The sequence below is a fragment of the Haloferax sp. Atlit-109R genome, assembly GCF_003665865.1.
GTDB lineage: Archaea > Halobacteriota > Halobacteria > Halobacteriales > Haloferacaceae > Haloferax > Haloferax volcanii.
On record NZ_QPLO01000002.1, the window covers coordinates 986,476 to 1,007,688 of the forward strand.

Sequence of the window (21,213 nt, forward strand, 5' to 3'; positions counted from 1 at the left end):
GACCGGCCTGAATAGTCGTTTTGTCAGTCGCGGCCGTAAGTCACGATATGCCACACGTCGTCACCGTCTTCCTTCGACACGACGGCCGCGTCCTCCTCACCCGCCGGAGCGACGCCGTCGGAACGTATCAGGGCCGCTGGGCCGGCGTCTCCGGCTACGTCGAGGGCGACCCCGCCGACGCCGAGCGCGACGCCCGGCGCGAACTCGCCGAGGAGGTCGGCGTCCGCGAGACCGACGCCGAACTCGTCCGTGCTGGGGAACCCCTCACGGTCACCGACGAGGGCCGCGAGTGGACCGTCCACCCGTTTCTGTTCGACGCCGAGAGCCGCGATATCGACACCAACGAGGAACTCGCCGCGGTCGAGTGGGTCCACCCGACCGCGATTCGGGAGCGCGAGGCGGTCCCCGGACTGTGGGCGACCTACCGCCGGGTCGCGCCCGCGGTCGAGACCGTCGCCGACGACGAGACCCACGGGTCGGCGTGGATTTCGCTCCGGGCGCTGGAGGTCCTGCGCGACGCCGCCGCCGAGGCGGACTCGTTGGAGGCGATCGCATCGGTCGCCCGGCGACTCCGCGACGCCCGCCCGAACATGGCCGCCGTCGAGAATCGCGTCAACCGCGCCATGGCGGAATCGGATTCCGACCCCGAATCGGTTCGCCGCCGCGCCGAGGCGGCCATCGACGCCGCCGCCGAAGCCGACGACGCGGCGGCCGCCCGCGCGGCCGAACTCATCAGAGAGCGCGGGGTCGACCGACTCGCCACGCTCTCGCGGTCGGGGACCGTCCTCGCGGCGCTCGAAGCCGCCGAGGCCGCCGCAGTCGCCGTCCTCGTCTCCGAATCCCGACCCGGCGGCGAGGGCGTCGGCGTCGCGGAACGGCTCGCCCGCGACGGGCGGGACGTGACGCTAACCACCGACGCGGCGCTCCCCGGACTCGTCGCGGCCGGCGGGGCCGACGCCGTCTTACTCGGAGCCGACTCGGTGCTCGCGTCCGGCGGCGTCGTCAACAAGGTCGGAAGCCTCCCCGCCGCGCTCGCGGCCGCCCGCGCCGACGTGCCCGTGTTCGCCGTCTGCGCCCGCGACAAGGTGCGCGGCGACGACCGCTTCGCCGGTGAAGACGCGGGCGCGCTGTACGACGGCGAGGCCGCGATAGGAACCGAGAACCCGCTTTTCGAGGTCGTTCCCGCCGACTCGCTCTCGGGGGTCGTCACCGAATCGGGCGTGTTGAACGCGGGCGACATCGGCGCGGTCGCGGCCGAACACGCCGCGCTGGCGGCGTGGGACGACTGAGTCGGGAGTGCGGGGTTCTGGGAACCGCCGGGACCACTGCCGGCGGGGGCAAAAGGGTGGATTCTTGAACGTCCGACCCGGACTCCGATTCGGTGGCGATGACGAAGGTTACCCCCACTCAGCCCCTTGTGATGATAGATTTCATCCGAGCCACCAACTACTGACGACCCGTCGTCCTATCGCTCCGAATCTCGTTGCCCCGGAGCGCCGCGTCCGCGACCGTGGCGCGCCGAATCAGCCGTTTCGAGCTAGCTATTTGCCGCCGAACGACCAAAGAGGGGTGTACCGCCGCACGTTTCTCGGAGTCGTGAGCGCGGCGGCCGCCGGACTCGCGGGCTGTACCGAAGGTAATGTGCGGCCGCCGAGGGGCGGGTGTTCGGCGCGTCGGTCCTGACCGGCGACGCCGAACTCCGAAACGCCGCCAACCTCGTACTCTACGACGAGGCAACCGGAAGCTACTGGAGTCAACTGCTGGCGACCGGCATCTGTGGCCCGCAGTCCGGCGAGCGACTGGCGATTCTCCCGTCGTCGGTGACGACGTGGGGCGAGTGGCGCGCCGACCCTCGACGAGCCCCGAAACCGGACACCGACGCCGAAGCCGCAACGTCCTTCGTGAGCCGCCGCGACCCCTCGGCCATGCACATCGAACGCATCGCGGTCGACGAGTCGGTCGGACGATGCCCCCGGGGCTGTTCGTCGAGGCGCTTTCGGGCCGCGGCGTGCCCGTCGAGCGCGTCGGCGACGACGAGGAGTTCGGGCCGGGCGACGCGGTCGCCACGTTCGGCCACAGAGACGCCTTCGTCGACGCCGACTGGGTCCACTGCGTCCGCGCCGGCTACGACGAGTTCCCCGTCTCCGACTACGAGGCGGCCGGCACGGCCCTCACGAACAGCACCGGCGTCCACGGGACCACGGTCGGCGAGACGGTCGTCGGCTACATGCTGACGCTCGCCCGCCGCCTCCACGCCTACCGCGACGCCCAGCGCGACCGCGAGTGGGACCTGCCGCGCTACACGGAGCCCTTTACCCTCGACGGCGAGCGCGTCTGCGTCGTCGGCCTCGGCACGCTCGGCCGGGGCGTCGTCGACCGCGCGGCCGCCCTCGGCATGGACGTCGTCGGCGTCCGGCGCTCCGGCGACCCCGTGGAAAACGTCTCGGCGGTGTTCACCCCCGACCGACTGCACGAGGCCGTCGCCGACGCCCGATTCGTCGTGCTGGCGATGCCGCTGACCGCGGAGACCGAGGGCATGGTCGCCGCGCCGACGTTCGAAGCGATGCGCGGGGACGCCTACCTCGTGAACGTCGCGCGCGGCCCCGTCGTCGACGAGGCCGACCTCGTGGCGGCGCTCGACGCCGGCGACATCGCGGGCGCGGCGCTCGACGTGTTCGCCGAGGAACCGCTCCCCGCGGAGTCGCCGCTGTGGGGCTTCGACGAAGTGCTCGTCACGCCGCACGTGAGCGCCGCGACGGGGAAGTACCACGAGGACATCGCGGCGCTCGTGCGGGAGAACGTCGAGAAGATAGCGGCCGGCGAATCGCTCACGAACCGCGTGGCGTGAGTTCGCTTGGGGGGCAGGTCGCGGGGGTGTCGGCGGGACGGCGCGTCGCTCAGAGGAACTTGAACAGGTCGTCGCGGCCCTGTTCGTGGAGGTGCGACCGCAGGGCGTCTTCGAGGTGGGAGATGTCGCCGCGCTTGGCCGTGATGGGCGCGATGACGTTCCGCCACTGCTTCCACGGCGGGAAGAGGCCGAGGCGGTCACAGAGGTCGTTCAGGCGCTCGTCGCGATCGTCGACCTTGTCCATCTTGTTGACCGCGACCACGGTCGGGATGTCGAGTTCGTCGAGGAAAAAGAACATCTCCACGTCGTGGGGGATGGAGTCCTCGGTGGTGTGGCGGTCGATGATGTCGATGACGCTTTTCCCGTCGACGACGAGGACCGCCGCGAGGATGTCGTCGGCGTGCTCCTCGATGTACTGAACCACGTCCGTCTTGATGGCCTCGCGGGTGTCGCGGTCGACGCCGGACATGAAGCCGAACCCGGGCAGGTCGGTGAACATGAAGTGCTCCGCGTTCCAGTCGAAGTGGTTGGGCTTTCGGGTGACGCCGGGCTTCTTGCCCGTCGTGAACTTGCTGTGACCCGTCAGCTCTCGCATCAGGGTGGACTTCCCCACGTTCGACCGCCCGACGAGGACGATTTCGTCGCGGTCCGGTCGGTCTTGGAACATACCGGTGGTTCGCCACCGCGACGGATAAGGTGGGCGGAACGGACCCGCCGGTGCGCGGCGTCGGCGTCGAAAAATCACGTCTCCGGGCGAGTCGCCCCCACAGCGACTCGACGACGACGCGTGAATTCGGCGGCCGCGTCAGTCACAGCCGCCGACCGATAGCTCGCCGGCGTGCTCGTCGAGGAATCGCAGCAGCGGCTCGATTTCGTCGAATCGAGGGCCGCACGCGACGGAACCGCGACGACGGTTCCAGTCGACGAAGCCGGCGTCAGCGAGTTTCGGCAGGTGAACGTGGAACAGTTCCAGCTTCAGTCGGTCGCGGTCGCGGCCGCCACCAACGGCCGCGTCCCGCGTTGCCGCGTCGAGGCGCGTGCGTCGCCGTCGGCGCAGGCCCAACAGCAACCGTCGCCGATGGACGTTTCCGAGGGCGTCGAACGCCTCGTCGAGGCGAGGGGACGCTGTGGCTACCATCGGCGCAACCCCCGTCGAATCCGAACGGGCGTCGCGCGACGGGCGCGAGACGCCGGGATAACGCGGCTTCCGCGAGTCGCTGACAGGCCCCGCTCCGGGCACCCGGCGAACACCACCCGATACCGGTACCGTCGAGAGCGCGGCTCGTCAGTCACACGTCCGTACGCGGCTGCACCACCACGGCGCTGTCGGGCGGCGTACGGCTGTCGATGTCTGTGTGCGTTCACAACTACGTCCCCGAGGGGTCATAGCTAGCAAGCCAGCATTCTCTTTCTGCTTTCACAGTCCGGTCATTGAAGTAGTGCATCCGGGAAGCCGATGGGGCGCGCGTCCGAGTGGGCTGCGGTCACACACGAACGTTGTCGGCCGAAATCCTGCCGAACACGAGCGCGCCCCGGCGGCGACGAGGCCGACCTCCGGGCGCGGTCGTGGCTTTCGGTTGACATAGGTGTTCAATACAGCGGCTGCTAAATGAGAGCCAGCAATGGCCGTAATCGTCGAGTTGACGATTGACTCAGAGAGCTTCGACCTCGGGAGGGTCACCGCCGTGTCGAACGGCGTCCACCTCGAGTTAGAGCGCGTCGTCCCGACCGGCGGTGAGGTCATGCCATTCTTCTGGGCCCACGGCACGGACTTCGAGGCGTTCGAGCGCGTCGTCCGAGACGACCGGCTCGTCGACGATTTGGCGGCCGTCGCCCGCATCGAAGACCGGGTGTTGTACAAGGTCAACTGGGGAGAGTCCACGTCGAGTCTGACCCGGGTTCTCACCGACAGCGAGGCGACGATTCTCGAAGCCCGCGGCAACGACCCGTGGCTGTTCCGCCTCAGATTCAACGACCACGCGGCGCTCACCGAGTTCCACAACCGCTGTCAGGACGAGGCCATCGAGTTCCACGTCGAGCGCATCTACACCCTCGCGGAGGGAGAACCGGGCGTCTACAACTTCGACATCACCGACGAACAACAGGAGGCGCTCGTCACCGCCGTCTCCGAGGGGTACTTCGAGGTTCCGCGGCGAACCACGCTCAACGAGGTGGCCGACCGACTCGGAATCAGCCCGCAGGCCGCCTCCGAGCGCGTCCGCCGCGGGGCCGACACCGTCCTCCGGAAGGTGCTCTTGTCGCAGTCGGCGGCCGACCTCTCGTAACGACCGACTGGGAGACTGCGCGGCGGCCGGAACCGCTCGCGGCCCGAGCGGGGGAGCTATTGGCCCGGCGCGAGTACGCGACGGCGACGCGATGGACAAAGCGACGCTCCGAACGACGGTGTGGGACGACCTCGAATCGTCGGGCGCGGCCCGGTTTCCCTTCCCGCCGCACGGCCGCATTCCGAACTTTGCCGACGCGACGGCGGCCGCCGAGCGACTCGCGGCGACGCCCGAGTGGGCCGCCGCCGACGCGGTGAAGGCTAACCCGGACGCCCCGCAACTCCCCGTCAGGCGGCGGGCGCTCCGCGAGGGCAAGACCGTCTACATGGCCGTCCCGCGACTCCGCGACGAGGAGTGTTTCTACGAACTCGACCCCGCGCGCATCGACGACGAACACCTCGACAGCGCGCCGACCGTCTCGCACGTCGAGACCTACGCCGACACGGTCGGTCCCGACACCCTGCCGCCCATCGACCTCGTCGTCTCGGGGTCGGTCGCCGTCTCCGAGGCGGGCGCTCGCGTCGGGAAGGGCGAGGGGTTCAGCGACCTCGAATACGCGGTGTTGCGGGGGCTGGGAGCCGTCACCGCGGAGACGACCGTGGCGACGACGGTCCACGAGCGACAGGTCCGCGACGACCTGCCCGAGCCGGACGCCCACGACGTGCCGATGGACCTCGTCGTCACCCCCGAGCGGCTGGTCCGAACCGAGACCCCGTATCCGCGCCCGGAAGGCATCGACTGGGACGCGCTCCCCGACGAGCGCCTCGACGAGATGCCCGTCCTCCGGCGGTTGCGCGACGAGTCGGGCGCGGTGGGCGAGTAGCCGAGCCCCTGCTTATTTCACCGCCCGGGCCGACGTGAGGCCGTGCGACTCGTACAGGTGTTGGTGCCGACCGGCAAGCGCGAGGCCGTCCTGCGGACGCTCGACGAGGAGGGCGTCGACTACGCCGTCTCCGAGGAGACCTCGGGGCGCGGCTTCGTCGCCGTCGTCACCTTCCCGGTCCCCAAGGAGGCCGTCGAACCGGTGTTGGCTCGGCTCCGCGAAGCGGGCGTCGAGCGCGACGCCTACACCGTCGTCGTCGCGGCCGAGACGGTCGCCTCGAAGCGGTTCGACCAACTGCGCGAGCAGTACGAGGAAGACGACGAGAACGGCGACCGCATCGCCCGCGAGGAGCTGGCCTCGAAGGCCGCCGACCTCGCGCCGTCGGTGTCGACGTACGTGCTCATGACGGTCATCTCGGCGCTCGTCGCCACCGCGGGCCTGCTCCTCGACTCGCCGGCCGTGGTCGTCGGCTCGATGGTCATCGCCCCGCTCGTCGGCCCCGCGATGTCCGCGAGCGTCGGCACCGTCGTCGACGACGACGAGATGTTCGCCCGCGGGGTTCGCCTGCAAGCGCTCGGCGGCCTCCTCGCGGTCGGCGCGGCGGCCGTCTTCGCCTTCCTGCTCAAACAGACCGGGGCGGTCCCGCTGTCACCGGCCGAGGTGCTGTCGATTCCCGAGGTGGACGAGCGCCTCGCGCCCGACGTGCTGTCGCTCGTCATCGCGCTCGGCGCGGGGGCGGCGGGCGCGATTTCGCTCTCCTCGGGCGTCTCGACCGCGCTCGTCGGCGTCATGATAGCCGCCGCGTTGGTCCCGCCGACCGCCGTCGTCGGCATCGGCATCGCGTGGGGCGCGCCCGAGGCCGTCGTCGGGTCGGCCATCCTCGTCCTCGTCAACATCCTTTCGGTCAACTTCGTCGCCATCGGCGTCCTCTGGCGACAGGGCTACCGCCCCGAGCGCTGGATTCGTCGCGACGAGGCCCGCCGGGCCGCCCTGTTCCGCATCGCCGTCATCGGGGTCGGCCTGCTCGTCCTCTCGTCGTTCCTCGGCGCGGTCACCTACACGACCTACCGGAACGCCGACTTCCAGTCGGAGGCGCACGATGCCATCGAAGACGCGCTTTCGGACACCGACGCCCGCCTGCTGTCGATGGAGCTGCGGTACGACAGCGGGCCGCTGCAAGAGCCGGAGGGTATCGTCGTGACCGTCGGCTACGACCCGGCCACCGACCCGCCGATGGTCGAACGCGAACTCACGAGGCGGGTGAACGCCGTCGCCCCCGAACCGCTGTCGCCGTGGGGGGCGAGCGAAATCGACGTCGAAGTGCGCTACGTCGCCGTCGTGGAGTAGTTCGCTGCGGGGGGTTAGCACCCGTTTCGAAGGCTACAATCGCTCTTTGTCTCTAGCGCGGCTTGAATAGCTGAACCGACGTACGAGAGGTATGCAACGACGCACGATTGCTCCGATATTCCTCGTCGGCCTCGTCCTCCTCGCGGGCTGCCTCTCGGCACCCTTGCAGACGACGGCCGACGGGGGCGCAGACGGGATAAACGCGACGAACGCGACGACCATCTCCACGACCGGCACCGGCGAAGTGACCGCCGACGCCGACCTCGCCGTGGTCTCCATCGCCGTGACGACCACCGCGGACTCGGCCGACGAGGCCCGCGGCACCGTCGCCGACGACGTGGCCGCCGTCCGCGCCGCCCTCACCGACGCCGGCATCGCCGAGGACGCCGTCCAGACGACCGGCTTCAACATCTACCCCGAGTACGATTACAGCGGTCAGGAACGCGAACTCCTCGGCTACCGCGCCGCCCACACCCTCCGCGTCGAGGTCGCCCCCGACCGCGCCGGCGAAGTCATCGACCTCGCGGTCGGTGCCGGTGCCAGCGAAATCCGCGGCGTCGCCTTCACGCTCACCGACGAGAAGCGCGCCGAACTCCGCGAAGAGGCCCTGAACCGCGCCGTCGACTCCGCGAAGGCCGACGCCGACGCGGTCGCCAGCGCCTCGGGCCTGACCGTCGCGGGCGTCCACACCGCCACCGTCGGCGGGGGCGCCTCGCCCGGCCCGTACCCGGTCGCCTACGCCGAGGACGCCGCCCGCGGCTCCTCCGGGTCGACCGAACTCTCGCCCGGCCCCGTGACCGTCTCTGCGACCGTCCAGATGGTCTACGAAGCCGAATCGGAATAGGAACCCGCCCCCGCTGACCGAATCGCTGACCGAACCACGGTTCGACCCACCTCGCGCCCTCTTTCTCCGACACTCACCGCGTAGCCGCGGCTTCCCGGGCGTTTCGGCGTGGCGAAACCGACAGAACCGGGAACTCCGCGTCGATTCGCTTACTCGTTGCGCGACGGCGGGATGTCGGGTTCGAACCCGATGGCCTCGACCGCGGCGTCGAGGACGGCCTCGACGTTCTCGCCCGTCTCGACGCTCATGTAGATGTCGGCGTCCATGTCGGTCGAGCGGTCGCTCTTGTTACAGACGGTGAGGACGGGGATGTCTCGCTCCTCGAAGCGCGCTTTCACGGCGTCGCGGAGTTCGAGCTGCGACTCGATGGGGTAGCCGCACGCCCCGCTGGCGTCGGCGACGAAGAGGACGGCGTCCGCGAGGTGTTCGAGGGCGCTCACGGCCTGTCGCTCGATGTCGTTGCGCTCGTCTTCGGGACGGTCGAGCAGCCCCGGCGTGTCGATAATCTGGTAGCGGATGCGGTCGCGGTCGAAGTGCCCGATTTGGACGCCCTTCGTCGTGAAGGGGTAGCGGGCGATTTCGTTCGACGCGCGGGTCACGTCGTTGACGAACGAGGACTTGCCGACGTTCGGGTAGCCGGCGACGACGATTGCCGGCTCGTCCGGGCGGATGTCGGGGAGGTCCTTCAGGGCGTCGCGCGCCTCGCCGATGCGGAGCAGGTCGTCTTCGACCTCCTCGACGACGCTCGCCATGCGGGCGAACGCCTGCTTTCGGTGCTTGCGCGCGAGGTCCGCGTCGGTCTTGCGGAGTTTCGGCTGGTACTCGCGGGCGATGTTGTCGACCTGCCGGGAGGCCCACATCACTTCCGAGAGGCTCTTTCGGACCTCGTCGACGTCGACGATGGCGTCGGCGAGTTCGTAGTAGAAGGGGTCGACCGTCTCGAAGTCGGGCCACTCGACGACGACGTTCTCGAGGTTGTCCGAGAGGATGTTCGACGCCGTCTGGAGCATCGACTGCTGAGCCTCCAACTTGTTCTGCTTCGCTCGCCCCGTGCGCGCGGCCCGCGAGAAGGCCTTGTCGATGAGTTCGTCCGACCGGGGCGTGGTCGGGAGAGACTCGAAAATCATTGCAGTCCGCTACATGGCCGAGCCGTAAAAGCGCGTCCGTTTGGGGCTCGGCGCTTCGAGCGGGGGATTCGCCGTGCAGGTCTCCCGCACGGTTCGACCGGAAGCGAAGGGGTCGCAGGGGGTCGGCGCGGGGACGCGGGGACGCGAACGGGCGCGGCCGGACGCCCCACCCCACCCCACCCCACCCGGGCCGCCACGAAGTTCTTGCCCGCCCGCGGCCTACCTCGACGCATGACTGACTGGAAAGCTGTCGCCGTCGGCTTCGTCGTCATCGTCGTCGTCGGCACGGGCGGGCTGGCGCTCCCCGTCGTCGGCCAAATCGGCGCGGGGCTGCTCGGCGGCTTCGCGGCGGGCTATCTCGCGGGCGGCACACCCGGTAACGGCGCGTGGAACGGCCTCGTCGCGGGCTCCATCTCGGGCATCGTCGTCACGCTCTTCGCGGCGCTCCTCGGGAGTTTGCTCGGACTCGCCGGCGGGCCGCTGGGCGGCCTCCTCGGCGGCGTCGGCGTCCTCGTCGCGGGCGTCGTGCTGACGCTCATCTTCGCAATCGACAGCGCCATCGCCGGGGCCGTCGGCGCGTGGGTGAAGAGCTGAGGCTGAGCTGAATCTGAGGCGGCGGTTGGAGGGCGTCGCAACGGGCTACTCGCCGCGTTCGAGGTACTCCCGCTGAATCTCGACGACCTCGGTCGAGTCCGCACACGCCGCGTACCGGCGCAGCGGCTCCTCGTTGAGTTCCAGGAACGTGTGGCCCCAGTTGAACTTCGAGAGCGCGTCTTCGGCCCGCTTTTTCTCCCCGAAGATGACGAGCGCGGCGGCTATCGCCTCGACGGTCGTCAGCTGCATCGGGCGGCCGAAGTTCACGGGGTTGGCGGCGACGAGATACGGGAGCGCGCGGTGCTCGCCGGGGAGCGAGAACATGGCCTCGCCGGCCGACTCCCACGAGCAATCGAGCGCGACGAGCGCGCCGGTGTCGGCGTCGGCGGGGGACAGCGCCCTGTCGGCGTGCGGGTTGAGCACGACGCCGTAGGGGGTCTCGCGGTCGGAGCCGTGGAGGACGGCCATGTCGAAGCGTTCGAGCTTCTTCGCCGTGCACTTCTTCGGGTCGTCGTCGCCCTCGTATCGAACGTGCAGGTCCACAGCCGCGGTACGCGGCTGGCGGAGAAAAGCGTCCCGAACGCGGTGTCGGCCGGGGCGTTCGACGGCAACACCGACAGGGCCGGCAGCGCCGGCGTCGGATTCTTCCCGCCCGCCGACGAAGAAAGCGCGTGCACCCCGACGCGACGTATCTGGCCCGGCAGTACTACACGGCGCTCGACCACCACGGATACGACATGCTTCGGAACCTCCTCGAACCGGAGTTCGTCCAGCACCGCGGCGACATGACGCTCTCGGGGCGCGAGGAGTTCGTCACGTTCATGCGGGACGACCGGCCGCAGAAGGACACGCGACACGTCATCGAACGCTACATCCAGTCGAAGTCCGACGACGAAATCGTCGTCCGCGGCCACCTCGAAGACGGCGATGGCGACGAGCTGTTCGTCTTTCTCGACCGGTTTCGAGCGCGCGACGGGAAGCTCTCGGAGCTGAAGACGTTCGTCAAATCCTCGACGGCGAACTGACGGGGCGTCGCTGGAAATCGGAGTACTGGGGTCGCGGCGCGTCAGACGCTCAGTCTTTCTTGCCAGCGCCGACCGCGGCCTCGCCGACGGGCTCGTGACCCTCGATGACCTCGCGGCCGCCCATGTAGGGCTGGAGGGGTTCGGGCACGTCGACCGTGCCGTCCTCGTTTTGGTAGTATTCGAGCAGCGCGACCATCACGCGGCCGACGGCCGTGCCCGAGGCGTTGAGCGTGTGGAGGTACTCCGCCGACTCGTGGCGCTCGGGGCGGTAGCGGAGGCCCGCGCGGCGCGCCTGGAAGTCCTCGAAGTTCGAGGCCGACGACACTTCCAGCCAGCGGCCGCCCTGTTCGGGGGCGTCCTCGGACTCCGTGCCGGGGGCCCACACTTCGAGGTCGTAGGTCTTCGCCGACGCGAAGGTGAGGTCGCCGGTGCAAAGCGAGAGGACGCGGTACGGAAGGCCGAGTCGGTCGAGCACTTCGGCGGCCTCGTCGACGAGCGCTTCGAGCCGGTCGTACGACTCGTCGGGTTCGACGAAGTTGACGAGTTCGACCTTGTTGAACTGGTGGACGCGGACGATACCGCGGGTCTCGGTACCGTGTTCGCCCGCCTCGCGCCGGAAGTTCGGCGTGTACGCCTGATGCTTCAGCGGGAGGTCGTCCTTCAGGAGAATCTCGTCGCGGTACATGTTCGTCACCGGCACCTCCGCGGTGGGACAGAGCCACAGGTCGTCGTCGTCGTAGTTCTCGGTCTCCGCGCCGCCGATGCGGTAGGCGTCCTCCGCGAACTTCGGGAGCTGGCCGGTGCCCTCCATCGAGGTGGTCTTGACCGGAATCGGCGGGAACAGGTCGACGTACTCCTGTTCGCGGTGCACGTCGAGCATGAACTGCACGAGCGCGTGTTCGAGCATCGCGCCCTCGCCTTTCAGGAAGTAGAAGCCCGCGCCGGTGGTCTTGGCCGCGCGACCCTCGTCGATGATGTCGAGTTCCTCGCCGAGGTCGTAGTGCGGCGTCACCTCGTCGGGGAGCTCGCGCAGGTCGTCGAAGCCGACGCGGCGGACCTCCTCGTTGTCGTCCTCGTCGGCGCCGACGGGGACCGACTCGTGGGGGAGGTTCGGCAGCTCCATGAGCGCCTCGTCGAGTTCCGCTTCGAGCTCGTCGGCGCGGGCTTCGAGCTCCTGGAGCTCCTCTTTGAGTTCGCCCGAGCGGTCGATGGCTTCCTGCGCCTCCTCGTCTTTGCCCTCCTGTTTCAGCTGGCCGATCTGCTGGCTGACCTCGTTGCGCTCGTGGCGGAGGTCGTCGCCCTCGGCCTTCAGCGAGCGCCACTCGTCGTACACGTCGAGGACGCGGTCGATGTCCACGTCCTCCATGTTTCGGGCGGCGAGCGCGTCGCGAACTCGCTCCGGTTCGTCGCGGAGTAGTTGCCTGTCAATCATTGGGCTGTGATTTCCGGGCGGGCGGGAAAATCGTATCGCATCGCTGAGGAACGGGGGCGAGCACGCGGCGGGCGAACGCGAGGAATCCGCGCCAAATGCGCGCGACGAAACGGCGTCGGCGGAACGCCCCGACACCGCGGTGAGAGCGGCCGCCGCAGTCGGAAGCCGACGGAGCGACTACCAGAGGAACGCCGGCCAGACGAACTGGAAGAGGAACCAGATGAGGATGGTCAGCACGCCGGTCATCACGACGTTGAGGACGGCCCCGGCCCGCATCATGTGGGACTGCTTGATGTGGCCGCTCCCGAAGACGATGGCGTTCGGGGGCGTCGCCACCGGCAGCGCGAACGCGAACGAGGCCGCGATGGCCCCGCTGACCGCGAGGAACACCGCCGCGGAGACCTCGGTGAGCCCGAGCGTCGCCGCGAAGACGCTCCCGATGCCGATGAGCACGGGGACGATGATGGTCGCCGTGGCGGTGTTCGAGGTCATCTCCGTGAGGAAGATGACGAGAAGCACGATAGCGCCGACGACGAGGACGATGGGTGCGCCGGTCAAGGAGCCGAAGACGGCCTCGGCGAGCCACCGCGTCGCGCCCGTGGAGGCGAACGCGTCGGCCAGCGAGATGCCGCCGCCGAAGAGGAGAATCGTCCCCCAGTCGATGTCGACCAGTTCGTCCCACTCCATCGTGTCCGCGAGGACGAGCGCCGGGATGGAGACCATCCCGACCATCACGTAGTACAGGAGGCCCTGATGGCCCTCGACGCCGAGGAGCGTCATGCCCTCGGCGGTGCCGAACAGGGTGTTGAACACCGGGTCCGAGAGGACGCCCTCGAACGCGAGGTCGAGGCCGCCGAGCACCCACAACCCGGCGGTGGCGGCGAAGATGTACGCGACCCGGCGGCCGCGGGTCGAGAGCGCGCCCTCGTCGGCGAGGTACTCGCGGGCCTGTTCGCGGGCTCCCTCCACGTCGTCGACCTCGGGCGGATAGAACCGGAACGTGAGGAGGTACCAGACGATGGGGAGGGTGATGGCGACGATTGGGAGGCCGACGAGGAGCCACTCCGCGAAGCCGATGTCGTAGCCGAGGAGCGCGTTGAGCTGGGTGGCGACGACCGCGTTCGGCGGCGTGCCGATGAGGGTTCCGACCCCGCCGACGCTCGCGGCGTAGGCGGTGCCGAGGAGCGTCGCTATCTGCATGTTCGAGAAGGAGCCCTCGGCGGCGTCGGCCTCGTAGACCTCCTCGCGGCCGAGCACCTGCGCGAGGACGCCGAGCGCGATGGGCGTCATCATCGCCGTCGTCGCGGTGTTCGAAACCCACATCGACAGGAACGCCGTGGCGAGCATGATAGCGAGGATGAGCCGCCGCGGCGACGACCCCATGACGGCCATGAGCCACAGCGCGATGCGGCGGTCGATGTTGTACTTCTGGAGCGCGTTCGCCAGCATGAAGCCGGCGATGAAGAGGAAGATGAGGTGGTCAGCGAAGCCCGCCAGCGCCGGGTCGATATCGCCGTAGACGCCGTACGCCGTGAGCAACACCGGTATCGACAGCGCAGTCACCGCGAGAGGGAGCGCGCCGGACACCCAGAGGATGCCGGCGAACACCATCGTCGCTAATGCGTACTGTCCCCGCGTCGAGAGTCCCTCAAGCGACGGCCCGAAGGCCAGCGCGAGGGACGCGACGAGGGCGAGCGTGAAGACGGCGAATCGTCCGCGAGCAGTCTTTGTAACACCGCGTATCATTGATACACGGTATTTCTAACGATAGTCTTACTTAATTATTTTCAATACGGTAGCGAACGGCGGTATATCGGCGTCGACAGCCGCGTTCTCGACGGAATCGGCAGACTGAAGCGGGGATTTCGCGTCGCGCCCCGACGCGATTTAAAAGTGTTCGACGAGCGTGCGGACCTGTCCGTCGTCGAGTTCCGCGGCGTACAGCGAGAGCAGGGCGCGGCGGCGCGACCGCGAGAGGCCGCGGCTCCCGGATTCGAGCATGGAGACGTGCGCCTGCATGAGGTCGTCGACGGCGCGCTCGACGGCCCGCTGGTTGTAGCCGGCGGCGACTCTGAGCAGTCGCCACGCCATCGGGGAGATGTCCGTGATGTCGACGTCCGGGAGCGGGTCGCTGCCCTGTTCGGACATGGAGACGGCTTTGCGGTCGCCCGTAATCAACGTGGGGGGTCGGGGCGACCGAACGCTTTTCTTCCCCGGAGACGGCCGTCAACTATGGCTATTGGCGACGTCGAACCCGTCCCGGACAGCACGGACCTCTACTACGTCGACAGCGGGATGTACGAGGTGGAGAAGTACGGCTCGGTCTACCTCGTCGACGCCGAGAGGCCGGCGCTCGTCGACACCGGCATCGCCGCCGACCGGGAGGCGGTCTTCGGAATGCTCGACGAGGTCGGCGTCGACGACCTCGCGTACATCCTGCCGACGCACGTCCACCTCGACCACGCGGGCGGCGCGGGCTACCTCGCCGAGCGCTACCCCGACGCGACCGTCATGACCCACGAACTCGGTGCGCCGCACCTCGTTGACCCCTCGCGGCTCATCGAGGGCACGAAGGCGGCCGTCGAAGACCAATGGCGGTTCTACGACGAACCGCTCCCCATCGAGGAAGACCGCGTCGAAGGCCTCACCGACGGCGACGAAATCGACCTCGGCGACCGGACGCTCACGGTCCACCACGCGCCCGGCCACGCGCCGCATCAGGTGATGTTCCACGACGACGGCGACGACGTGCTGTTCGTCGGCGACGCGCTCGGCATCTGGGAGCCGCGGTCGCGGACGCTCCGCCAGACCTCGCCGCCCTCGCAGTTCCACCTCCAGAAGGCGCTCGACGACGTGCGGACCATCGAGGACATCGACCCCGAGACGGTCTGTTTCGGCCACTTCGGCCCGAAGCCCTACGACGCCGACCTCGCCGAGGAGTACAAGCGCGTCCTCGTGGAGTGGGTCGAGGCCATCCGACAGAAGCGCGCGGAGCTCGGCGTCGACGAGGCCGTCATCGACCACTTCGTCGAACACACCCAGATGGACGAGGTGTGGGGCGAGCGGAAGGCCCGCGACGAAGAGCGCCTGAACACCCGCGGCGTGCTCGGCTACCTCGACTACATCGGCGACGACGAGTGACGCGAGCGGGTCGCAATCAGCGTTTCCCCGCGGTATCGCGGGCTTTCAACAGACCGAACGTACATAGTTTTAAATGGTGAATGACAACTAACAGGACATGGACTGGCGGGACGCGGAGGCGGCGTTCGACGACCCTGTCATCGAGCGGACGACCCTCCCACGGATGTTCGAAGCGAGCGCCTCGCGGAACGCCTCGCGGGTCGCGCAGCGATACAAAGGCGGCGTCTATCGGCGGTCACTGGTCGCTGAGGGCGTCGTTCCGGCGGCCCCCGACGGCGACTACGCCGGCCTGACCTACGACGAGATGCGGGGCATCGTCCGCCGCCTCGCGGCAGGGTTCCGCGACCTCGGCATCGAGAGCGGCGACCGCGTCGGCGTCCTCTCGCACACGCGCATGGAGTGGGCGCAGACCGACTTCGCGGTCCTCGGCGCGGGCGGCGTCGTCACCACGGTGTACACCTCGTCGTCGGAGCGACAGACGCAGTACTTGCTCTCCGACCCGGGCGCGGACGCCGTCGTGGTCGAAAACGAGGCGCTACTGGAGCGCGTGCTCGCCGTCGAAGACGAGTTGGACCTGCGGTTTATCGTCGTCGTCGACGAGTACGACGGCCACGACGACCGCGAGGACGTGCTGACGCTCGGGGAACTGTATCGCCGCGGCGAGGAAGCGTACGACGAGGCGGCCTACGAATCGTGGCTGGACGAGCGCGACCCCGAGGACCTCGCCAGCCTCATCTACACCTCGGGGACGACCGGCCAGCCGAAGGGCGTCCGACTCACCCACTGGAACTTCCGGTCGAACGTCAACGAGAGCTATCGACGCTTCGGTCCGCGCCCGGACAAAGGCGATACCCCGGTCATCGGTCCCGACGCGGTGGCGCTGTCGTTCCTGCCGCTCGCGCACGTCTTCGAGCGCATGGCCGGCCACTTCATGATGTTCGCGGCGGGCGCGACCGTCGCCTACGCCGAAAGTCCCGACACGCTCCGCGAGGACTTCCAACTCGTCCGGCCGACGGTCGGGACGAGCGTCCCTCGCGTGTACGAGAAGCTGTACGACGCGATTCGGGCGCAGGCCAGCGAGTCGCCGGCGAAAAAGCGCGTCTTCGAGTGGGCCGTCGGCGTCGGGCAGGCGTACCACACGACCGACGCGCCGGGCTACCTGCTCACCGCGAAACACCGCCTCGCCGACCGCCTCGTGTTCGGGCAGGTGCGCGACGCACTCGGCGGCAATCTCGACTTCTTCATCAGCGGCGGCGGGAGCCTCTCGGCCGAGCTGTGCGCGCTCTACCACGCGATGGGCCTGCCGATTTACGAGGGCTACGGCCTCACTGAGACCTCGCCGGTCGTCTCGGTCAACCCACCCGAAGCGCCGAAAATCAGCACCATCGGCTATCCGCTTCGGAACGTCGAGACGAAACTCGACACGACCGTCGTCGGCGACCAACTCGGCGAGGCGGGCGGCGAGGTGGGCGAACTGCTCGTCCGCGGGCCGAGCGTCACCGAGGGGTACTGGAACGACCCCGAGGAGACCGAGGCGGCGTTCGTCGAGGACGACGAGGGGAGACGCTGGTTCCGCACCGGCGACGTGGTCGAACGCCGGCCCGACGGCTACATCGCCTTCCGCGAGCGCGCCAAGCAGATTCTCGTCCTCTCGACGGGGAAGAACGTCGCGCCCGGCCCCATCGAGGACGCGTTCGCCTCCTCGCCGGTGGTCGAGCAGTGCATGGTCCTCGGCGACGGCCGCAAGTTCGTCTCGGCGCTCATCGTCCCGAGTTTCGACGGCCTGCGGGAGTGGGCCGCCGAGGAGGGCATCGACCTCCCGGACGACCCGAAGGCCGTCTGCCGCGACGACCGGGTGTACGAGCGCATCGAGGCCGAGGTGGACGCGGCCAACGAGAACTTCGAGTCCTACGAGCGAATCAAGCAGTTCCGCGTCGTTCCCGAGGAGTTCTCGGAGGGCAACGACCTAATGACGCCGACGATGAAGAAAAAGCGCCGGAACATCCTCGACCGCTACGCCGACGAGGTGTCTCTCATCTACGACGAGGACCGCGGGACCGAGGAGCGACGGAGTCGCGAGCGGGATGCGACCCAGTGAAATCTGACAGCCTAAACTTTTTCGAGCGTTTTGCGGGCATACGTATCCACAAGGCCGCGGAAATACCGCCCGAGATGTATGGTTTTATCTTCCGTCGTCACATGAACCGAATCCATGGAGGCGATATAAGTGGCCGCAGCAGGAGGGGCGAACCTCATCCCGCTCGTCGCCGCGATAATCGGCATCGGCGTGGTCTCGCAGGTGCTCTCGGACCGCTTTCAGGTCCCCAGCGTCGTGTTCCTCATCGCGTCGGGCATCCTGCTCGGCCCGGAGGTCCTCGGCGTCATCTCTCCCGACTCGTTCGGGAACGCACTACAGGCCATCGTCGGTCTCTCGGTCGCTATCATCGTTTTCGAGGGCGCGTTCCACCTTCGAATCGACAAGCTACGGGAAGCGCCGGCCGCGACGTTCCGACTCGTCACCGTCGGCGCGATAATCTCGTTCGTCGCGACGGGCGTCGTCGTCCACTACGCGCTCGGCGCGCCGTGGCCGGTGTCGTTCCTCGTGGGCGCGCTCCTCGTCGCGACGGGACCGACGGTCATCGCGCCGATTCTCGAAGTCGTCCCGGTCCGCGACCGGGTCGGCGCGGCGCTCGACACGGAGGGTATCGTCAACGACGTGACGGCGGCCATCGTCGCCGTCGTCATCTTCGAGGCCATCCTCGAAGGCGTCAGTAGTCCCGACGCCCTCGTGACGCTGTTCGCCGAGCGCCTCGGCGTCGGCGTCATCGTGGGTGCAATCGTCGCCGGGTCGCTGTACTACGCGCTCCGGTACGTCGACCTCTCGCCGGGGAACGCGCCGCAGAACGCGCGCCTGCTCGTCCTCGCCGGCGCGCTCGTGTCCTACGCGGCCGCCGACTACGTCGCCACGGAGGCCGGCATCGCCGCGGTGGCGACCGCCGGCATCCTCCTCGGCAACGCGGACGTGCCGTACGAAGAGGAGATTTCGGCGTTCAAAGGCGACATCACGCTGCTCGTGCTGTCGTTCGTCTTCATCGCCCTCGCGGCGCTGTTGGACTTCCAGAACCTCCTGAATCTCGGCGTCGGCGGCCTCGCCGTCGTCGCCGCCGTCGCGCTCGTGATTCGGCCGTTTTTGGTCTTCGTCTCGGCGCGCGGCGACCGCTTCACGAGAGAAGAGAAGCTCTTCATGAGCTTCGTCGGCCCGCGCGGTATCATCCCCGCGTCCGTGGCCTCGCTGTTCGCTATCGCCCTGCAGGAGGAGGCGACGCGACTGGCGGCCGAGGGAATGACCCAGCAGGCCGCCGCGCTGAACCAGAGCGCCTCGATTCTCGTCGGCACGGTGTTCCTCGTCATCCTGACGACCGTCGTCTTCGAGGCCGGTCTCGCTCGCCGGATTGCAGAATATCTCGACGTCATCCCAATGCGTGTACTCATCATCGGAGGCGGGAAAGTGGGCCGTGCGCTCGCCGAACGCCTCGCAGACCGCGGAGAGAACGTGGTCCTCATCGAGCAGGACCAAGAAGTAGTCCAGACGGCCCGGAACATGGGCTTTACCGTCCATCACGGCGACGGAGCCGACACGAGCGTCTTACGCTCCGCGGGGGCCGCGAACGCCAAGTTCGTGGTCGCCGCGACCGGCGACGACGACGTGAACCTGCTCGTCGCGCAGTTGGCGAACTCGAAGTTCGACCCCGAGAGCGTCCTCGCGCGGGCGAACAACCCCGACAACGTCGAGGCGTTCGAAGAACTCGGCGTTCGGACCATCTCGTCGACCATCGCCACGGCGCAGGCGCTCGACAACTACATCGAGCGCCCGTCGATGTCGAACTGGATGGGCGAAATCGGTCGCTCCGGCGACGTCCAAGAGGTCGAGGTCACCGCCGAGCGACTCATCGGTCGGACCATCCGCGAGGTCGGACCCGAACTGCCGGACGGCTGTCTCGTCACGCTCGTCTCGCGGAACGGTGACACGACGGTCCCCAACGCGGAGTACACACTCCAGGAAGGCGACCGCATCACCATCATCGGCGAGCGCGAGGCCGTCCGGGACGCAGAAGAGCTAGTCAACCCCGAATAGCGGCTCTCGCCGCCCGGCGCTCGTTCGGTTTTTCGCGTCGCCCCCGACCGCTCAGCGCCGGGCCCACCGAACGAACACCGCCCAGTAGCCGGCGGTGAGCGCGACGAGGACGACCCAGACGGACGCGCCGGGAGCGGGGCTCGAAACGAATCCGAATCCCGCGGAGGCGGCCGCCGCCACCAGCGCCACCAGCGCCGCCAACGCCCCCGACAGGGCGGTCGTCGTGAGGTTCATCACCGAGATACTCTCGACGACGGGAGTATGAACGTGACGGAATTGGCACGGACGTTTGTGACATATATCGGGCGGGGAGCAACGATGCGTCTCGGAGGGCTGGAAAAACAAAAAGCAGCCGAGCCCGCAGCTATCTGCTGAACTCTATCGCCGCGCCCTGACCGAAGCCGACGCAGAGCGACGCGAGGCCGCGGTCCACGTCGCGCTTCTGCATCTCGTGGATGAGCGTCACCGGCAGGCGCGCGCCGGACGCCCCGAGCGGGTGGCCGAGCGCGATTGCGCCGCCGTTGACGTTGAGGCTGTCCGCGTCGATGCCGAGTTCGCGCCGGGAGTACTCACACTGGCTGGCGAACGCCTCGTTGATTTCGACGAGGCCGTAGTCGTCGATGTCGGTGCCGGCGCGGTCGAGGAGGCCGCGGGTGGCCGGGACCGGGCCGATGCCCATGACCGTCGGGTCGACGCCGGCGACGTTGTTCGTGCCGACCGAGGCCAGCACGTCGAGGCCGCGGTCCTCCGCGAACTCGCGGCTGGTGACGAGGACGGCGGCCGCGCCGTCGGTTATCTGCGAGGAGTTGCCGGCGGTGACCGAGCCGTCGCCCGAGAAGGCGGGGTCGAGGCCGCCGAGAATCTCCATCGAGGTGTCGCGGCGGATGCCCTCGTCCTCGGTGACGACGCCGTCGGCCGTCTCGACCGGGACGATTTCGTCGTCGAAGCGACCCGAGTCGGTCGCCTCGGCGGCGCGCTGGTGGCTCCGGAACGCGAACTCGTCTTGGGCCTCGCGGGAGACCTCGTACTCCTCGGCGACCTTCTCTGCGGTCATCCCCATCTGCAACTGGAAGATGTTGTACTGCTCGCTCAGTTCGGGGTGGAGGTGCTCGTAGGAATCGCCGTCCATCGGCACGCGGGACATGCTCTCGACCCCGCCGGCGACGATGCACTCGCGGTTACCGGCGGCGATGGCGTCGGACGCGGAGATGATGGCCTGCATCGAGGAGGCGCACCAGCGGTTGATGCTCGTCGCGGGCGTCCCCTCCCCGAGGGCCGACAGGAGCGCGATGACGCGGGCGACGTTGTTGTCCTGTTCGGCGCGCTGCTGGGCGACGCCCCACATCAGGTCCTCCACGTCGTCGGGGCCGACGTCGTGTTCGTCGAGGATGTGGTCGATGAGCGTGACCGAGAGGTCCTCGCTTCGAACGTCTTCGAACACGCCGCCCGCCTTACCGAACGGCGTGCGGTACGCGGCCGCGATGACTGGCTCTGGCATGGCACAGCATCGGGGTTCGAACACCATAAATAGTTTAGAACTCGCTATTCGTCGTGACGAGTTGTTCATCGGGTCGAAAAACGCCGAGAGAGCGGAAACGTGGAGACGACGGCC

Annotated in this window: 19 protein-coding genes and 2 pseudogenes; 12 read left to right on the forward strand and 9 right to left on the reverse strand. The window is 68.6% G+C overall.

Features of this window, described 5'->3' with window-relative positions; genetic code table 11:
* The first annotated feature begins 47 nt into the window (after nucleotides 1-47).
* The 3 genes and pseudogenes from DVK03_RS13555 to ddh all read left to right on the forward strand — a co-directional run bounded on the left by DVK03_RS13555 (nucleotide 48) and on the right by ddh (nucleotide 2,848).
* Complete coding sequence (locus DVK03_RS13555) at nucleotides 48-1,289, forward strand: NUDIX domain-containing protein (RefSeq protein WP_115803244.1); 1,242 nt, start codon at nucleotides 48-50, stop codon at nucleotides 1,287-1,289.
* 372 nt (nucleotides 1,290-1,661) lie between these two features.
* Nucleotides 1,662-1,790 (forward strand): annotated as a pseudogene (locus DVK03_RS20280) (hypothetical protein); the annotation flags it as partial.
* Nucleotides 1,791-1,925: 135 nt separating this feature from the next.
* A pseudogene (gene ddh, locus DVK03_RS13565) lies at nucleotides 1,926-2,848 on the forward strand (D-2-hydroxyacid dehydrogenase).
* A gap of 49 nt (nucleotides 2,849-2,897) precedes the next feature.
* Here the strand turns inward: ddh and engB are convergent.
* Together engB and DVK03_RS13575 are read right to left on the reverse strand one after the other, a co-directional pair.
* Complete coding sequence (gene engB, locus DVK03_RS13570) at nucleotides 2,898-3,515, reverse strand: GTP-binding protein EngB (RefSeq protein WP_004062969.1); 618 nt, start codon at nucleotides 3,513-3,515, stop codon at nucleotides 2,898-2,900.
* Between the two features lie 138 nt (nucleotides 3,516-3,653).
* Nucleotides 3,654-3,986, reverse strand: coding sequence for a hypothetical protein (locus DVK03_RS13575; protein ID WP_115803245.1), 333 nt, complete (start codon nucleotides 3,984-3,986; stop codon nucleotides 3,654-3,656).
* A gap of 484 nt (nucleotides 3,987-4,470) precedes the next feature.
* Between DVK03_RS13575 and DVK03_RS13580 the strand changes: the two genes are divergently transcribed.
* From DVK03_RS13580 to DVK03_RS13595, 4 genes are all read left to right on the forward strand, one after another.
* The gene (locus DVK03_RS13580; RefSeq protein ID WP_004062971.1) at nucleotides 4,471-5,133 is read left to right on the forward strand and encodes a helix-turn-helix domain-containing protein; all 663 of its coding nucleotides are present in this window, start codon (nucleotides 4,471-4,473) and stop codon (nucleotides 5,131-5,133) included.
* 91 nt (nucleotides 5,134-5,224) lie between these two features.
* A complete protein-coding gene (locus DVK03_RS13585) occupies nucleotides 5,225-5,956 on the forward strand; it encodes a 5-formyltetrahydrofolate cyclo-ligase (protein ID WP_006601124.1) in 732 nt (243 codons plus the stop codon).
* Between the two features lie 42 nt (nucleotides 5,957-5,998).
* A complete protein-coding gene (locus DVK03_RS13590; RefSeq protein ID WP_115803246.1) occupies nucleotides 5,999-7,303 on the forward strand; it encodes a TIGR00341 family protein in 1,305 nt (434 codons plus the stop codon).
* 91 nt (nucleotides 7,304-7,394) lie between these two features.
* Nucleotides 7,395-8,147 carry an SIMPL domain-containing protein gene (locus tag DVK03_RS13595; protein WP_004062974.1) on the forward strand — a complete coding sequence of 251 codons (753 nt, stop codon included), beginning with the start codon at nucleotides 7,395-7,397 and terminating at the stop codon, nucleotides 8,145-8,147.
* 149 nt (nucleotides 8,148-8,296) lie between these two features.
* Here the strand turns inward: DVK03_RS13595 and DVK03_RS13600 are convergent, their stop codons facing one another.
* Nucleotides 8,297-9,274 (reverse strand): NOG1 family protein, encoded by a 978-nt coding sequence (locus DVK03_RS13600; protein WP_004041804.1) that lies wholly within the window; start codon nucleotides 9,272-9,274, stop codon nucleotides 8,297-8,299.
* Nucleotides 9,275-9,505: 231 nt separating this feature from the next.
* Between DVK03_RS13600 and DVK03_RS13605 the strand changes: the two genes are divergently transcribed.
* Entirely contained in the window at nucleotides 9,506-9,868 is a 363-nt protein-coding gene (locus DVK03_RS13605) for a DUF5518 domain-containing protein (RefSeq protein WP_115803247.1), read from the forward strand.
* A 45-nt stretch (nucleotides 9,869-9,913) separates the two neighbouring features.
* Here DVK03_RS13605 and DVK03_RS13610 read toward each other — a convergent pair whose 3' ends face one another.
* Entirely contained in the window at nucleotides 9,914-10,411 is a 498-nt protein-coding gene (locus DVK03_RS13610) for a DUF367 family protein (protein ID WP_115803248.1), read from the reverse strand.
* A 128-nt stretch (nucleotides 10,412-10,539) separates the two neighbouring features.
* Here DVK03_RS13610 and DVK03_RS13615 point away from each other — a divergent pair, with 128 nt between their 5' ends.
* Entirely contained in the window at nucleotides 10,540-10,893 is a 354-nt protein-coding gene (locus tag DVK03_RS13615) for a nuclear transport factor 2 family protein (RefSeq protein WP_004041801.1), read from the forward strand.
* A gap of 49 nt (nucleotides 10,894-10,942) precedes the next feature.
* On the opposite strand, the gene serS is transcribed toward DVK03_RS13615, so the two are convergent.
* The 3 genes from serS to DVK03_RS13630 all read right to left on the reverse strand — a co-directional run bounded on the left by serS (nucleotide 10,943) and on the right by DVK03_RS13630 (nucleotide 14,473).
* A complete protein-coding gene (gene serS, locus DVK03_RS13620; protein ID WP_008608299.1) occupies nucleotides 10,943-12,325 on the reverse strand; it encodes a serine--tRNA ligase in 1,383 nt (460 codons plus the stop codon).
* Between the two features lie 177 nt (nucleotides 12,326-12,502).
* Nucleotides 12,503-14,071 (reverse strand): DASS family sodium-coupled anion symporter, encoded by a 1,569-nt coding sequence (locus tag DVK03_RS13625; RefSeq protein WP_004062977.1) that lies wholly within the window; start codon nucleotides 14,069-14,071, stop codon nucleotides 12,503-12,505.
* A gap of 141 nt (nucleotides 14,072-14,212) precedes the next feature.
* Nucleotides 14,213-14,473 carry a hypothetical protein gene (locus DVK03_RS13630; protein WP_049896232.1) on the reverse strand — a complete coding sequence of 87 codons (261 nt, stop codon included), beginning with the start codon at nucleotides 14,471-14,473 and terminating at the stop codon, nucleotides 14,213-14,215.
* Between the two features lie 84 nt (nucleotides 14,474-14,557).
* Between DVK03_RS13630 and DVK03_RS13635 the strand changes: the two genes are divergently transcribed.
* From DVK03_RS13635 to DVK03_RS13645, 3 genes are all read left to right on the forward strand, one after another.
* Nucleotides 14,558-15,466, forward strand: coding sequence for an MBL fold metallo-hydrolase (locus tag DVK03_RS13635; RefSeq protein WP_006601120.1), 909 nt, complete (start codon nucleotides 14,558-14,560; stop codon nucleotides 15,464-15,466).
* A gap of 97 nt (nucleotides 15,467-15,563) precedes the next feature.
* Nucleotides 15,564-17,564 carry a long-chain fatty acid--CoA ligase gene (locus DVK03_RS13640; RefSeq protein ID WP_115803249.1) on the forward strand — a complete coding sequence of 667 codons (2,001 nt, stop codon included), beginning with the start codon at nucleotides 15,564-15,566 and terminating at the stop codon, nucleotides 17,562-17,564.
* Between the two features lie 129 nt (nucleotides 17,565-17,693).
* Nucleotides 17,694-19,601, forward strand: coding sequence for a cation:proton antiporter (locus DVK03_RS13645; protein ID WP_004062981.1), 1,908 nt, complete (start codon nucleotides 17,694-17,696; stop codon nucleotides 19,599-19,601).
* A gap of 51 nt (nucleotides 19,602-19,652) precedes the next feature.
* On the opposite strand, the gene DVK03_RS13650 is transcribed toward DVK03_RS13645, so the two are convergent.
* Both DVK03_RS13650 and DVK03_RS13655 read right to left on the reverse strand, forming a co-directional pair.
* Entirely contained in the window at nucleotides 19,653-19,835 is a 183-nt protein-coding gene (locus DVK03_RS13650) for a hypothetical protein (protein ID WP_115803250.1), read from the reverse strand.
* A 130-nt stretch (nucleotides 19,836-19,965) separates the two neighbouring features.
* Nucleotides 19,966-21,099, reverse strand: coding sequence for a thiolase family protein (locus tag DVK03_RS13655; RefSeq protein WP_115803251.1), 1,134 nt, complete (start codon nucleotides 21,097-21,099; stop codon nucleotides 19,966-19,968).
* Nucleotides 21,100-21,213: the final 114 nt, after the last annotated feature.